Annotated in this window: 16 protein-coding genes; all 16 read right to left on the reverse strand. The window is 27.7% G+C overall.

Annotated elements, in window-relative coordinates; all coding sequences use genetic code 11:
- Position 1: 1 nt before the first annotated feature.
- Genes ABDX67_RS11820 through ABDX67_RS11895 form a run of 16 tightly spaced genes read right to left on the reverse strand, consistent with a single transcriptional unit; the run spans position 2 to position 14,399 of the window.
- On the reverse strand, positions 2-700 hold the full coding sequence (locus ABDX67_RS11820) for an acylneuraminate cytidylyltransferase family protein (RefSeq protein WP_347175240.1): 699 nt from the start codon (positions 698-700) through the stop codon (positions 2-4).
- Positions 700-1,857: a UDP-N-acetylglucosamine 2-epimerase gene (gene neuC, locus ABDX67_RS11825; protein WP_347175241.1), complete on the reverse strand. Its 1,158-nt coding sequence runs from the start codon at positions 1,855-1,857 to the stop codon at positions 700-702. The genes ABDX67_RS11820 and neuC overlap by 1 nt, the downstream gene beginning before the upstream one ends.
- Positions 1,858-1,862: 5 nt before the next feature.
- Positions 1,863-2,858, reverse strand: a complete 996-nt coding sequence (locus ABDX67_RS11830; RefSeq protein ID WP_347175242.1) for an N-acetylneuraminate synthase family protein — start codon at positions 2,856-2,858, stop codon at positions 1,863-1,865.
- Entirely contained in the window at positions 2,846-4,093 is a 1,248-nt protein-coding gene (locus ABDX67_RS11835) for a glycosyltransferase (protein WP_347175243.1), read from the reverse strand. Before ABDX67_RS11835 ends, ABDX67_RS11830 begins: the two co-directional genes overlap by 13 nt.
- Positions 4,090-5,205, reverse strand: a complete 1,116-nt coding sequence (gene wecB, locus ABDX67_RS11840; RefSeq protein WP_347175244.1) for a non-hydrolyzing UDP-N-acetylglucosamine 2-epimerase — start codon at positions 5,203-5,205, stop codon at positions 4,090-4,092. The genes ABDX67_RS11835 and wecB overlap by 4 nt, the downstream gene beginning before the upstream one ends.
- Before the next feature lie 45 nt (positions 5,206-5,250).
- Positions 5,251-6,207: a hypothetical protein gene (locus ABDX67_RS11845; protein ID WP_347175245.1), complete on the reverse strand. Its 957-nt coding sequence runs from the start codon at positions 6,205-6,207 to the stop codon at positions 5,251-5,253.
- A 51-nt stretch (positions 6,208-6,258) separates the two neighbouring features.
- On the reverse strand, positions 6,259-7,062 hold the full coding sequence (locus ABDX67_RS11850; RefSeq protein WP_347175246.1) for a polysaccharide pyruvyl transferase family protein: 804 nt from the start codon (positions 7,060-7,062) through the stop codon (positions 6,259-6,261).
- A 31-nt stretch (positions 7,063-7,093) separates the two neighbouring features.
- Complete coding sequence (locus ABDX67_RS11855; RefSeq protein WP_347175247.1) at positions 7,094-7,951, reverse strand: glycosyltransferase; 858 nt, start codon at positions 7,949-7,951, stop codon at positions 7,094-7,096.
- 6 nt (positions 7,952-7,957) lie between these two features.
- Positions 7,958-8,905 carry a glycoside hydrolase family protein gene (locus ABDX67_RS11860; RefSeq protein ID WP_347175248.1) on the reverse strand — a complete coding sequence of 316 codons (948 nt, stop codon included), beginning with the start codon at positions 8,903-8,905 and terminating at the stop codon, positions 7,958-7,960.
- 2 nt (positions 8,906-8,907) lie between these two features.
- Complete coding sequence (locus tag ABDX67_RS11865) at positions 8,908-9,930, reverse strand: class I SAM-dependent methyltransferase (RefSeq protein ID WP_347175249.1); 1,023 nt, start codon at positions 9,928-9,930, stop codon at positions 8,908-8,910.
- 5 nt (positions 9,931-9,935) lie between these two features.
- Entirely contained in the window at positions 9,936-10,475 is a 540-nt protein-coding gene (locus ABDX67_RS11870; protein ID WP_347175250.1) for a GNAT family N-acetyltransferase, read from the reverse strand.
- Positions 10,472-11,224, reverse strand: a complete 753-nt coding sequence (locus ABDX67_RS11875) for an SDR family oxidoreductase (RefSeq protein WP_347175251.1) — start codon at positions 11,222-11,224, stop codon at positions 10,472-10,474. Before ABDX67_RS11875 ends, ABDX67_RS11870 begins: the two co-directional genes overlap by 4 nt.
- A gap of 8 nt (positions 11,225-11,232) precedes the next feature.
- Positions 11,233-11,454 (reverse strand): acyl carrier protein, encoded by a 222-nt coding sequence (locus tag ABDX67_RS11880; protein WP_347175252.1) that lies wholly within the window; start codon positions 11,452-11,454, stop codon positions 11,233-11,235.
- A 7-nt stretch (positions 11,455-11,461) separates the two neighbouring features.
- Complete coding sequence (locus tag ABDX67_RS11885) at positions 11,462-12,142, reverse strand: acetyltransferase (RefSeq protein ID WP_347175253.1); 681 nt, start codon at positions 12,140-12,142, stop codon at positions 11,462-11,464.
- A complete protein-coding gene (locus tag ABDX67_RS11890; protein WP_347175254.1) occupies positions 12,142-13,698 on the reverse strand; it encodes an amino acid adenylation domain-containing protein in 1,557 nt (518 codons plus the stop codon). The genes ABDX67_RS11885 and ABDX67_RS11890 overlap by 1 nt, the downstream gene beginning before the upstream one ends.
- Positions 13,698-14,399 (reverse strand): WbqC family protein, encoded by a 702-nt coding sequence (locus tag ABDX67_RS11895; RefSeq protein ID WP_347175255.1) that lies wholly within the window; start codon positions 14,397-14,399, stop codon positions 13,698-13,700. The genes ABDX67_RS11890 and ABDX67_RS11895 overlap by 1 nt, the downstream gene beginning before the upstream one ends.

A 14,399-nucleotide genomic window follows, 5' to 3' on the forward strand; every position in this document is an offset into this window, starting at 1 on the left:
TTTAAAATTTTAAATGTTTTACCAATTCTTCAGCTTTTTTCCAATCATCCATTGTATCAATATTTACATAAAACTCTTTTGGTGAAACTATGTGCGATATTTTATCTCCAAATAACGATTTTTTTTCTTTTAATATTTTTGTTTTAGTGATGTAAATACTGCCATCTCTATGAAACGCTTTAGGTAAATCTTGTCTTCTACTTATAATTTCAGTTTCTCCTGTAGCTATTTTTAAACTTTCAGTGTCATCTAATTCAAAACACCAGTGTGGATTGTATTCATGCGGAACTTCTTGTACAGAAATTAACGAATCGGCTCCACTTTTTATAAATTCTTGAATTGCTTTGTCTAAAAATTCAACCGTTCTAAAAGGACTTGTTACTTGTAACAAACAAACTGCATCAAAAAAAATATCTTTCGATTCAAAATGCTCTAAAGCATGAAGAATGACTGCTAAAGAAGAAGCGCTATCAGAAGCTAAATCTACAGGTCTTTTAAAAGGAGTTTCTATTCCTAAGGTTTTTGCAACTGAAATAATTTCATCATCATCTGTACTAACAATAGTTTTTGACAATAAAGAAGATTTTAATGCAACAGCAGAAGTATATTCAAGCAAAGGTTTTCCTACTAATAATTTAATATTCTTTCTTGGAACGCCTTTAGAACCTCCTCTTGCTGGTATAATAGCTAATATTTTCACTAATACATTATTGTTTTATGAAAATCTAGTTGCGTAGCTGCAATAATATCAGCAATTTTTTCTCCTGAATTTCCATTTCCATAAATATTCTCTGAAACTATATTTTTTGATGAAATTCTGTTCTGTATTGCTTTTATAATTTCACCTTTATCGTAAATAGTATCTAAAACATTAGAACCTCTTTGTCTTCTATTTTGACGAGTTCCTATATTTACAACTGGCACACCTAAATAAGAACACTCTCTAATTCCAACACTAGAATTACCAATTAAACATTTACTATTAACTAATAATCGTAAAAAATCATTCGGTTCCATGTTTTTAAAGAAGTGAATGTTTTTTGGTTTTACAGTTTCTCTAAAATATCGTATTCCGTTGGATGTTCCATCAGATCCTGCATCAACATTTGGCCAAAACCAAAATGTAGGAATATTTAATTCGTGAATTGCTTCCAACGTTTTTAAAACATCTTTTCTGGCTGAGTTATACTCTGTGGTTACAGGATGTTGCATCACCACTAAATATCCTTTTTCCCAATCAATAACTTCTCCAACTCCACCATATTTTTCAATTGGGTTAAAATCTAATTTTGAATCTTCTTTTATTTCTTTTGCTAAATCTATAGACGGACAACCGGTGTTAAATACCATTTCTGGGTTTTCACCCATTTTTAAAACACGTTTTTTAGCATCCTCAGAAGCAACTAAATGTAAATCTGCTAATTTTGTATTTGCATGACGTACTTTTTCATCAATGTTTCCAGTAACTTCTCCACCTTGAATATGAATTAATGGAATATTCTGGTAAGAAGCTGCAATACTTGTAGAAATTGTTTCAAAACGATCTGCAATTGTAATTACTGCATCTGGTTGTAATTTGTAAAATACATTTGCCAATTCCATTACACCTAAACCTGTTGTTTTTGCCATTGAAGTTGGATTTTCTCCTTCTAAAATCATAAAAACTTTCTCTGCAATTTCAAAACCATCTTTTTCTATAAAATCCACAGCATTTCCATAACGACCTAATAAAGCTGAGCCAGCAATTACTAATTGAAGTTCTAATTTTGGATGATTTTTGATTGCTGTTAAAGCTGTTTTAACACGGCTATAAGAAGGCCTTGCGGTAACTACTACACATATTTTTTTTATGGACATTTTTATTATATTACATCTTTATCATTTAAAAAACTCCATTGACTTAAATCCTTATTGAGTTTTTTCCCTAAAACACTTTCATATTCACTTGCTAAAATACCATATCCTTTTGGCTTTTTAGTTTCTAAATCCGAAAAAGTGATGCTGTGTCCTTTTTTTAAATCTTTATTAATTGCTAGTGACTTTTCAAAAATTTGTTTTAAATCCGAAAATTTAGTACTATCATTTTTATCAATCGGATTTTTTAAAGCTGTTTCTATATTTTTAACCGCTTTTATCAATTTAGTAGTTTCTTCAATTGTTAAGGATGCTTTTGCATCTGGCCCAAACATTTCTTTATCAAAAACTACATGAAATTCTAAAATTTCTGCACCTAAAGTTGTAGCAGCAATACAGGTTTCTATTGTTGATGAATGATCTGAAAACCCAACCGAAACATTGTATCTGCTTTTTAATTCTTGAATTATATTAAGCCCGAATTCGGTTGGTTTTGTTGGATATGCCGTTGTGCATTGCAAAATAGAATATGAAACATTTCTGCTTTTTAAAAAGGAAACTGTTTTGTCTAATTCATCATAAGAACTCATTCCTGAAGAAATAATTACAGGCTTACCAGTTTGAGCAATTTTTTCTAATAACACAAAATTATTTACTTCACCAGAACCGATTTTATATCGTTTTACTCCTACTTCCTCTAATAAATCAACCGCTGCATTACTAAATGGCGAACTCATAAATTCCAATCCAACTTCATCGCAATGTTGCTTAATTTCTTTCCATTGTTCTAAAGTAAACTCCATTCTTTTCCAATAATCAAAACGAGTTTTATCTTGTTTGGAAAATTTAACACGAAAAGGTTCGTAAGTGCTACTTTCTGCAGCTGCAATGTGGGTTTGAAATTTTATTGCATCACAACCTGTTTTAGCAACAGCATCAATATAAGCGTGTGCCATTCCTAAACTACCATCGTGAGCTTGCGCTATTTCTGCTATGATGTACATTTAATTATTTTGTTTATATTTTCATTTAGCTTTTCTGCAGAAATATATTCTTTCTGACTTTTATAATCTAAATCGTTCAATTTATTGGCTCTCCAATCATTCCATAACAAGTTTAAAACTCTTAAAATTTCATTTTCATCATTAATTCTTGCTTGATAAGGATGATTACTTCCAAGAATTCTTATAGTTTCAGATTTTTTTGGAGTTAATGCTAATATAGGTTTTTCTAAATAAATTAAATCTGCTAATTTCCCAGGCATAAAAGGGCTAAATTCAGCATCAGCTTCAATAATTAAAGAAATACTAGCTTTTTCTATTAACTCTAAACTTTTTTTATAACCAACTCTTTTAGTTATTATATTAAAATTATTCGGGAATTTTGTTACAATCTCATTTATATTTTTATGTTCCTTTGCTACTTTTCCTAGTACGTTTAAAATTGATAGTTCTTCTTTTTCTTTACTTGAAGATAAAAATGTTTGAAAAGCATTAAAAAGTGATTCAACCTTTCTAGGGCCTAATAAAGTACCTGCATGTAAAAGATTAAATTTATTTTCAGGCAACTGAACTTCGTTATCTTTTTTTGAAGTTGGTAAATTATCTAATGTAATACCAATGTGAGGCAAAATAATTGATTTACTGTTTTCAAAGTGATACTTTTCTTGCATTAATTTTTTTAAATAAAGGGAAGGAAAAGAAACAAAATCTGCTTTTTTAATTATTCTATTTGCATAATGTTCTTGCCATTTTAAAAAAATATTTCTTTTTTTCTTATAAGGTTCTGGATACACAGACATTGGATAAGGGTCATGAAAATTTGCTAACCATTTTATAGACGTTCTCATATTCAACATTGCATAATGCGGGTAAAATTCACTTCCTGAACCAAGTGTAATTATTAAATCAAAATCATTTTCTTTTAACTGAATATCTATAGCTTTTACCCAATTATTAATTTCATTTTTCACAATAGAATTAACGCCATTAATAGCTGTTATTAAGCCATTTAATTTAGGTATTTTTCTTACATAAGATTTTTCTTTAAATGTTGTTTTGTTTAACTTTATAAAACTACTTGCATCTAACCAAGTTATATCGTAATTAAAAGCCTTATCATAAATACAAGTAATATTAATATCTTTATTATGTGATAAAGCTTTCAAAAAAGTGGATGAAACTATACCTGATGATGTTTCATTAATTCTTAAAGATTCAACTAAAACTAAAACATTCATAAACCTTTTATTATTTCAATTATTTTTTTAGCAGCTTTTCCATCTCCATAAGGATTTTCTTTAGAACTCATTTTAGCATACAGTTCTTTAGAATCTAAAAGATTATAAGAATTTTCTAAAATTGTATTTTTATTTGTTCCGACGAGTTTTACAACTCCTGTTTTTACTGCTTCTTGTCTTTCTGTAACATCTCTAGTAACTAAAACTGGTTTTCCTAAAGTTGGAGCTTCTTCTTGTACGCCACCACTATCTGTTATGATAAAATATGACTGATTCATCAACCATATAAAAACTTCATAGTCTAAAGGGTTAATTAATAAAATGTTTTTATTTTCTGATAACATTTTATAAACAACATCTTGTACATTTGGATTTAAGTGAACTGGATATATTAGCTGAACATCATCTCTCTTTGACAGCTGTAAAAGTGCTTCGCAAAACTCAATAAATTTATCACCAAAATTCTCTCTTCGATGCCCTGTAATTAAAATAAGTTTTTTATTAACGTCTATTTTCTTTTTTAAATCTACTATTTCATTTCTATTTTCATCAACATGATTAATTCCCCATAATAATGCATCAATAACTGTATTACCAGTAATAAATACATTTTTTTTATTAACTTTTTCTGTGATGATTAAATTATCCGCAGATTTTTGTGTTGGAGAGAAGTGGAAGTCTGCTAATCTACCTGTTATTTGTCTATTTATTTCTTCTGGAAACGGGGCCGTTTTGTCATAAGTTCGTAAACCTGCTTCTATATGACCAATTTTTATTTGTTTATGAAACGCTGCTAATGCAACCATACTACTTGTTGTAGTATCTCCATGAACCAAAACTAAATCTGGATTGAAATCTTTTAAAACTACATCAATTTTTGAAAGAATTCTAGAAGATAATTCATTTAAAGATTGATTTGGCTTCATTAAATTCAAATCATAATCTGGTATAATTTTAAAAAAATCTAAAACCTGATCCAGCATTTGTCTGTGTTGAGAAGTAACACAAATTTTAGCAACAAAATTATCATTAGCTATTATGCTTTTTACAACTGGAGCCATTTTGATTGCTTCCGGCCTTGTACCAAATACAATTAGTATTTTTTTATTCATAAGAAATTAAAAATAGATTTTTAACCACACATTATTAAAATTCAACTATTTTCTAAGTTTTTTATACAATTTTGTTATTACTTTTTTTAGAAAATATGGAATAAATGTTTTTTTTAACTGATACTGTTTAAAGTGTATTCTGTTTTTCTCTTGGATGTTATTGTTATCCTGTATCCAATCTGGTATTGAATTGCCTAAATGATAAGCAAAAGTTTTTACTGTAGAAACTCTATAATATCCTAATTTATCAATAGGTTCATCTAAAAAATCTTTTTCATCTCTATTTTTAAAAACATAAATTGGTTTTTTATTTTCTAAATTATCTAAAACTGTTTTTCTGTACGTTGCCACAAAATGTCCTCCTCCAACAACAGCAACAACATCATTCTTTTTTAAAAATAATTGATCTTTAAAAACAATACTATCAATATCTACTTCTTTAAAACCTAAACTTTTTTTAAATAGTTTAAAGTCTATATCTGAAACTATTTTACTTTTTTTTATATTAAATAGTTCTTTTGTGAAGAGAGAGTTGTTAGAATAATATGCCAACTCTGGCATTGGTAATGGTGCAACCAAACCAACTTTAGCAAAAGTGTTAAAAATATCGACTGATTCTTTAAACCAATTATTAAAATAATATACATCTGCATCTGCAATGGTAATTAATTCTTCGTAACTAGCTTTAGCTTCAGATAAAATGGTATATAGTTTTCCATAATTACTTGCCATTTTTAGATGTTTATCTATTTTTTTTTCTTCCAGTAAATTATCTATGTATGTTGTAACATCTTTGTTGCAATTATTATTTATAATTGTAATATTAGTTTGTTTAGAGTTTGTTGTTTTAATTAAAGAATTTATGGAAACTTTAAATACATCAAATAGGTTTTTAAAATATTTTTCATTAGAATCTGGGATATAAACTGGTATTATAACTCGATGCTGTTTATAATTAATTTTTATTTTTTTATCCTTTTCAGGATTTGTTCCAATTCTCATAAAAATTATATTACCATTTTTTAATTAAAATAAACATAAATAAACCTTTTACTAATTAATAAGTAGTAATAATTTCGTTTTTCTTTTCTCTTTTATAAAAGGACATGCTATGATAAGGTTTTTTTGTAATTTGCTTATAACACCTTTCTTGGGTTTTGTAATTGCATTATTTTTATTCATTACATTTATTAAATCTTCAAGTTCATAGGTGCTTGAACTAAATTCAACAATAGGATATTGCAAACCTACAGATTCAAAATAATCGTAAAATTTAACATTGTCTCCTGCCAATTTATCACTAAATTTAATCCATAATGCTGGTATATTAAAACAATGAGAAATAATAACTCCATGTAAAGATGTAGTAAAAACAAATTCACAACTCTTAACCTTTTCAAAAATATCTTCAACATTACTGCACATTAAATCTATTACTAAAGTCGAATTATTTTTGCTATATTTTTTTTTGATTTCTTTATAGTCTACATAATGTGGTATAATTCCATATTTGTATTTTTTTTTGATTTCTTTTCTATAAAACAAGTTGCTTAATATACCAGGATCACCATAAATATAAGTAGTTTCATAACCAAGTTCTTCAATTCTTTTACTTGTTTTTGGCCCTCTTACAGCAACAAAATTACTTTCTCTTATGTTTTGGTCTTTTTTTATTATACCACTACCCCAAACTATACTTTTTTTTGTAGCTTTATTTATAATACTACCAATTGCTAAATAATGTTTAATACCTAAATTTCGAACCCATCTATTTGTAGGATCTACATGGATAACTTTTTTATTAGATATCTTTTCTACAATATATTTAGATAATAAATCACCAAAATTCTCTTTCAATGATTTATTGTTTGCTTTCCAATAATATAAACTAATCCACATAAATTTTGTTGTATCTAAATTTTCTTGCTATTTGCCTTAATTTATAAATATTTAAATCAAAAGACAATTTAACTAATAGATAATAAATGGAACCTCTAAATAACCAAATATTCATCTTAAAACTATTTTTTAACGAAATTTTTCTAAAAATAAAATAAGCTTTTTTATAAAATATTTTATGCCAAATAGCATCTTTAGAAACACCTACGCCAACTCTATATGCAGCTGTTTTTTCCTTTAAAAATTTTACTTTTCCTTTTAATGCTAATAATAACCACAAATGACTGGCACCTTCTACTTGTTGACGACTAGATATATTTAAATTAATGTCATTTCTAAACATTGTTGTGCATGTAAATGTTATCACTTCAAAAATTGCTGCTCTATAATCTAAAACATCGTGCTTATACCTCCAACGTTTGAATTTTTTTTCAATTTGTGTATTATTTTCATCAATAAAAATCACATCAGAATGACAAATATGAAAGTCTTCATTCGCTTCTAAAAAATCGACTTGCATTTGTAATTTACTAGGATCTGTCCAATAATCATCCCCTTCACAAAGTGCAATGTATTTTCCTTTACTTTCAGAAAACAATCTCAAATGATTTTTTAAAGCACCATTGTTTTCTTTTGAATAAAATGGTTTAATAATATTTTTGTTCTTATAAGAATACTCATCAATTATTTTAATTGTTCCATCTGTTGAAAAATCATCAGCAATTAAAATTTCATATTTAAAATTACAAACTTGATTTAAAATACTCTCGATGCAACTTCTTAAATACGGCTCTTGATTATAGCATATTATATGTACAGAAACTAAAACGTAATTTTCATTATTCATTTTATACTATAAAACTAATTTTGCTACTCCAAAACCCTCTTTTCCAAATCCATTCCCACAATAAAACATATAGTAATTATCATCTACTTTTACTACATCAGGATAACAAACCATTTCTGAATCCCAACCTTTATCTGACGTTTTAATACTTGAAATATCATCATTCCTTAACCATTTAACACCATCTTTAGAACTAGCATAACCCATTCTGTAACCACCTACTTTATCCTCTTTATCATAAGCTTTACGATAACCAAACCACATATGATAATTGTTATTTATTTTATGAATCGTAGGTGTAGCAGCGCCAAATCTATTTTCTACACCGATAACAACTTTATTTGTTTTATTCCAAAATATTCCATCTTTTGATGTTGCATATTTTATTTCATATTCATAAGTTGGCTTTTTTCCAGACAAAACCCATTGAGTTAAATTAGTATAATACAATTTCCAATCATCATTCTCAACAATAACACCAACATTTCCTATAGAAATATGGTCATAATAATCTACACTCATTATTGGACCTTTTGATATTTTGCTAAAAGTTTTTCCATTGTCAGTTGAAACTCCTAACCCTAGCATAACCTGATAAGCTGCTGTGTCTCCCCCTAATCTTTGCCAGCCAGCGTAATATAAATATACTTTATCTTTGTAATGGACTACATCAGTAACCATAACACCAAATTCATCAAAAGCACCAAAATCTCCTAAATCAAAAAGCGGTTTATCATGGATATAAATAATTTTTGTTGGATCGTTTTTGTCTAAATCAATATATGAGGAATTTGATATAAAGTTCCCTTTTTTATCAATTTTAGAACGAGTGCTGAAATAAACTCTAATAACATTATCGATATATAAAACTGCAATCGGAGTAGTATGACTATTCATCCAAGAATAATTTTCATCTACTTCAAACACTCTCCCTAATTTATCCCAATTAAACATATCTATTTATTTAATATTTTTTCTGATTCATTTTTTATCAATTCATTTAACCATTGATGCATTGATATACCTAATTTCTTTCTTGCTTCAATAGCTAGCTTTTTTGTTTCATTAGTAACACCTTCTAATTTACCATAGTATCTAGAGTTAAAAGTACCTCCTCGATGACCAGGTAATTCCATATCAAAATTACCTTCTGGCTCACCTTCTCCAACTGTATAGTCGAATACATAATGAACATTTCCATTAATCCATCTAACACCAACATTTCTAGCCTCCACAGGTATATGTTTTAAAGGTACAGGGTCATTAAACATTGGGTTGTTGTTTACACATATCTTACCATAAGTAGTTTCTTTTAACCATTCAGGCACATTTTTTTCAGAAAAAACTACTTTTCCACCTGGTTTTACAACTCTAGCCATTTCTTTTAAACCTTTTGGTAAATCAGGAAAATGTCCAACACCTGCAAAACAATAAAGAGCATCAAAACTATTGTCCTCAAAAGGTAATTCACAAGCACTAGCAACAATGTGTTCCGTAGGTATATCAACATCTTTCATTCTTTCCATATTAAAAGCTAACATGTCTGGAGAAATATCTAAAATCCAATGTCCTCCTTTAGCTCCTAATCTTTTTGAAATCAGTTCAGAATCCTTACCCGTTCCGGCAGAAACTTCTAAAATTTTATGTTCTGGAGATAAATTTAACAAATCAATCATGCTTGTTCTAACCTCTAGTTCATCTTCTTTATATAATTCAAAAGTTATATGAACATTTTCATCATAAGTTTTAGCTATTTGAGAATAATACTCTCTAGCAAAAGCAGCTCCTTTTATTTCTTGTTCTGGTGTTATAAAATCTACACAACCATTTCTTATACTATAGTTTCTATTTGCTTCTTTAGAAAATAAAATACCTTCAATTATTTTACCTTCTTTTATAACTGTTTCTGAATTTTCAATAAACTCTAATTTGCATCCAGTTAATGGACATTTGTATATGGAAATATTTTTTACTTTCATTTCTTTTATTTATTTATTCTTTGGTACCAAATTAAGTCATGCCATTTTTTATCTTTTAAAAAAGCATCTTTTTCGTAAGAAAATTGCTCAAATTTTAATTTCTCACAAATTCTACTCGATTGATAATTTTCTTTAGCATGCGCTATTATTATTTTATGTAATTTTAATTCTTTAAATCCAAAATCAATTACAGCTTGTGAAGCTTCTGTAGCAAAGCCTTTTCCTTGAAAATCTTTTGCTATCCAATAAGACAATTCTGCTTTATTTATTGTCCAAGTTCTTATTGTTCGCTTTACATCTATTAAAGATATTAAACCTACTATTTGATTTTTAAAATGTATGGCCCAATGATAACCTTTGTCTGACTCTTGCGCTAATTTTAAAGAAATTAATACTTTTTCTGTTGTTAACACATCTTTATGTGCTTCCCAAGTTAAAAATTCAGTAAGATTATTATTTGACATTAATTCGTAAAACCTGAATTTATCTTCTTGTTTTGGTGTCAACAAGTTTAATCGTTCTGTTTTAATATCAAAATTTATCATATTGATAATCCTCCATTTACATGAATAACTTCACCGTTTAAAAAATCATTTTCAATAATAAAGTCAATCGATTTTACTATTTCTTCCACTTCACCAGTTCTTCTTAAAGGTGTTCTAGCTACCCAATTAGATAGCATTTTTTCTTCTAAAGCATCGTGAGCACCAATGGTATTTATAAAACCTGGCGCCACACACATAGATCGTATTCCAAAAACACCTAATTCTTTAGACCATACTTTACTCATGGCTTCTACTGCTGCTTTTGTTGCCGAATAAGCGGTTTGCCCAATATTACCTTTTGCGGCAATGGAACTAATATTTATAATTACTCCTTTATTTCGGTTTTTAATCATTTGATTTACAACCGATCGAGTCATATAAAAAACCGAATTTTGATTTACTTTTATTACGCTATCCCATAATTCAGTAGAATGTCTACCATCAGGGCGATTTAATAAATTAACCAACGGCGCATTTTTCATAATGCCTGCGTTATTAATTAATACATTTATTTTTCGCTCCGTTTTAAATATATTTTCAATTACCTCTTCAACTTCCGTGTTATTTGAAACATCACATTTATAAACGTTAATTTTGTAGTTAGATTCTTTTCTTAAACTACTTAAAGAATCCTCATCAATATCTAAAGCAAAAATAGTAGCTCCTTTTGCTAAAAAGTGCAAACTCATCGCTTTACCGAAACCAGCAGCTGCACCAGTTATAATAACATTAGTATTCTTTATATCCATATTTAAATTTATAGATATTTACTTACAATTTTTCTTATTGCATCAAAAGTGGTCATTTCTGCAATATCGTCACCAGACAATTCAATGTCTAAATTACTTTCTATATCTACAATTAAACTCATGTGAGTTAGTGAATCCCAATTGTCCACATCGTCCATAGTTAAATTTTCGGTAGTTTGCTTAAGGTCTATTTTAAGAACTTCTGCTAATATTTCATTTACTTTATCCATATTTTTTTTATAAACTTCTAAAACAGGAAGACATTCGTTTAAATTGTGTTGCATTTAATCGATGAATTGCTGTAGGTTCTTTTATTAAAACTGATTTATCTTTTAAACTTTTGGTAGTTAATGTACCTGCGCCAATCATACATTCAGCACCAATATTAATTTCATTTCCAATGGAAGCGCCTAAACCTACAAATGTACTATTTCCAATTTTTGTAATCCCACCAATTAAACAGCCACCTGTTAACCAACAATTATCTTCTATTGTCGCGTGGTGTCCAATCATGGCTCCCCCCCAAACAAAAACATTATTACCGAAATTTGCAAAAGGTTGTATAACAGCATTGTCCATAATAATTGTATTTTCTCCAAATTTAAAATCTCCTTTTACATAAGGGCTAACATAGCTAGCAAAAGTGTATTTTAATTTTTTTAAAAACTCGTATTTAGTAGTTCTTAACTCGTTAATACCTTGGTAGCCTGTAGCTACAAAAGCGTAAAATTCTGTAGCTGGATATTTTTTATCAATTTCTGATAATTTAACTAAAGGTTTTTCTAAAAAATTTTCTGTTGTAATAAAAACATCATCGACTACATAAGCAACGATGTTATATTCAGAATCTCTATTAAAATAATAACTTACAGCTTCTGCAATTTTTCCTGCACCAAATATAATTAGTTGTTTTTTCATTAAGTAAGGTCTTTTTTTAATTTTAATCTATCAATTTTTCCATTTTGATTTTTTGGTAATGAATCATAATAAAAAAACAAATCTGGAAGCATATACGAAGGTAAATACTTTTTTAAATGCATAGAAATTTCAGTATCATTTTCAAAGCTAGAAGTTAAACACGCTATAATTTTAGACTTATGTTTATCATTATCAATATATAACACTGCACTTTCTTTTATAGCATCTATTATATTTAAAGCATTTTCAATTTCTTCTAATTCTATTCTATACCCCATTCGTTTAATTTGGTTATCTTTTCTACCAGCAAATAGAAACATTTTTGTTTCCAAATCTAATTTCACCAAATCACCACTTTTGTAAACTATTTCTTGATGTGTATTTATAGTTGCATTTTTTACAAAAACTTGAGATGTTTTCTCCAATTCATTAAAATATCCTATTCCAACATTTGAACCTCCAATATACAACTCACCAATTTCGCCTTCTTTTACTTCGTTACCAGAGTCATCTATAATTAATCCTTGAAAATTTGGTGCTAAAAATCCTAAAGGAAGTAAATCATCGCTTATAAGATCTTTTTCATTAACTATGTAAGAAGAACAAATACAGGTACATTCCGTTGGACCATAAACATTTATAAAACAAACTTTATCGCCCCAAAATTTCCACAATTTTCTTAACTGATTTTTTGGAAACCCTTCTCCTCCAAAAGTTACAATTCTTAAAGTTGGTAAATCTGTTTCTTTTAAAGCTCTCATGTTTAAAACATAAACTAACATAGAAGGTACACTAAACCATATTGTAGGTTGTACACTGTTTAATTCGTCTAATAGTTTTCTTGGGTTTCGTGTTAATTTTTCACTTACAGGTACAATACTCGCTGCATTAAATATAGATGCGTAAAAATCAAAAACCGAATTATCAAAGTGCATCGGATTTAGGTTTGTAAAAACATCATTTTTTTTAATTTGATAAGTTTCCTTTGCCCATTTTATAAAATTTATAACATTTTGATGAGAAATTACAACACCTTTTGGAAAGCCTGTCGATCCAGAAGTAAACATAATATAAGCAGGTGTATTTGAACAAACTGCACTATTTTCTTTGGGCAGTGTTTCAGAAAAATCATTTAATAGATTACTAAAACTACACAAAGAATAATCAGTCGTTTTAATATTTATATTTTCAAAATCATTGATAACTGAAGTATCATCTTTGTAATAAAAAAGAATTTTAGGGGTGCAAACTGTAATCATTTTATTAAATCTCTCTAATGGGCTTTTTGCATCTAAATTGGTATAAATAGCACCAATTTTTAAACAGGCCAACATAATTGAGTAAGAGGTTGCAGATTTGTCGTTTAATAAAGCAACAACATCATTTCGTTTAATATGATTTGAAATTAAAAAATTTGCTATTTTATTTGATAAATTATTTAATTCTTGAAATGTTGTATTGTCAAAATCAATAGACTTAACAGCTATGTTATCTGGGTTTTTTGTTGCTACTCTATCGAATAACTGTCCTAAATTATATTGATAATTAATTTCCATTATAATAAACTATAACTTTTTAGAATTTCGTCTATATTTTCTTTCGAATTAAACATCAAAACATCTATAATTGACAACCAAGGTATAAAATTATTATTATACTGTTTATAAGTAATTTCTTCTGATTTTAGAAAGTTTAATTTAATGTTTTCCCTTGAAAAAAAATCTTTTTTATATAAGTCTAATCCTCCAATAGGGTTTATATATTGATCTGCTTTCAAAATTTTACAGATTTCTAAAATTTTATCTTCTCCTTTTAAATCATTATTTTTCTCCAAAGCAGAAGAAATAATAAATTCTGTATCAATGTTTAAATATCCACTCACTAACTTTAATGAATTAATTAAAAAATGAGAAAGATTTTCACTCTGATTATAAAAAACAATTTCTTCAATTATTGGAAAAACTTCGTTAAAAAAAGGTGCTTTTTTATAGTTGTGTTGAATTGATTTTATAAATTTTTCTCTCCATTTTAAACTACTATCAATATTAATAGAATTTATTTTTTTATTTTGGGAAGCTTTTATTAATGGGAAAGAGAATAGCATTCTATTACTATTATCTAAAATTGAGTTTCTATTGATGTATCCTTTTTTAATAAAATTAACATCATCATAAATAACAAAAGTATCAACAGTGTTAATTAATTGAAAATACCCAATGTATGGAAATAAATAAGGCTGCATTATAGCTATTTTCAT

Source organism: Polaribacter uvawellassae, assembly GCF_039748955.1.
Classification (GTDB): Bacteria; Bacteroidota; Bacteroidia; order Flavobacteriales; family Flavobacteriaceae; genus Polaribacter; species Polaribacter uvawellassae.

What these genes read in the sequence shown, in the direction of transcription:
- neuC (WP_347175241.1), bottom strand. Translation starts at nt 1,857, where the DNA reads ATGTCCATAAAAAAAATATGTGTAGTAGTTACCGCAAGGCCTTCTTAT.
- ABDX67_RS11830 (WP_347175242.1), bottom strand. Translation starts at nt 2,858, where the DNA reads ATGTACATCATAGCAGAAATAGCGCAAGCTCACGATGGTAGTTTAGGA.
- ABDX67_RS11835 (WP_347175243.1), bottom strand. Translation starts at nt 4,093, where the DNA reads ATGAATGTTTTAGTTTTAGTTGAATCTTTAAGAATTAATGAAACATCA.
- wecB (WP_347175244.1), bottom strand. Translation starts at nt 5,205, where the DNA reads ATGAATAAAAAAATACTAATTGTATTTGGTACAAGGCCGGAAGCAATC.
- ABDX67_RS11845 (WP_347175245.1), bottom strand. Translation starts at nt 6,207, where the DNA reads ATGAGAATTGGAACAAATCCTGAAAAGGATAAAAAAATAAAAATTAAT.
- ABDX67_RS11855 (WP_347175247.1), bottom strand. Translation starts at nt 7,951, where the DNA reads ATGAATAATGAAAATTACGTTTTAGTTTCTGTACATATAATATGCTAT.
- ABDX67_RS11860 (WP_347175248.1), bottom strand. Translation starts at nt 8,905, where the DNA reads ATGTTTAATTGGGATAAATTAGGGAGAGTGTTTGAAGTAGATGAAAAT.
- ABDX67_RS11865 (WP_347175249.1), bottom strand. Translation starts at nt 9,930, where the DNA reads ATGAAAGTAAAAAATATTTCCATATACAAATGTCCATTAACTGGATGC.
- ABDX67_RS11870 (WP_347175250.1), bottom strand. Translation starts at nt 10,475, where the DNA reads ATGATAAATTTTGATATTAAAACAGAACGATTAAACTTGTTGACACCA.
- ABDX67_RS11875 (WP_347175251.1), bottom strand. Translation starts at nt 11,224, where the DNA reads ATGGATATAAAGAATACTAATGTTATTATAACTGGTGCAGCTGCTGGT.
- ABDX67_RS11880 (WP_347175252.1), bottom strand. Translation starts at nt 11,454, where the DNA reads ATGGATAAAGTAAATGAAATATTAGCAGAAGTTCTTAAAATAGACCTT.
- ABDX67_RS11885 (WP_347175253.1), bottom strand. Translation starts at nt 12,142, where the DNA reads ATGAAAAAACAACTAATTATATTTGGTGCAGGAAAAATTGCAGAAGCT.
- ABDX67_RS11890 (WP_347175254.1), bottom strand. Translation starts at nt 13,698, where the DNA reads ATGGAAATTAATTATCAATATAATTTAGGACAGTTATTCGATAGAGTA.
- ABDX67_RS11895 (WP_347175255.1), bottom strand. Translation starts at nt 14,399, where the DNA reads ATGAAAATAGCTATAATGCAGCCTTATTTATTTCCATACATTGGGTAT.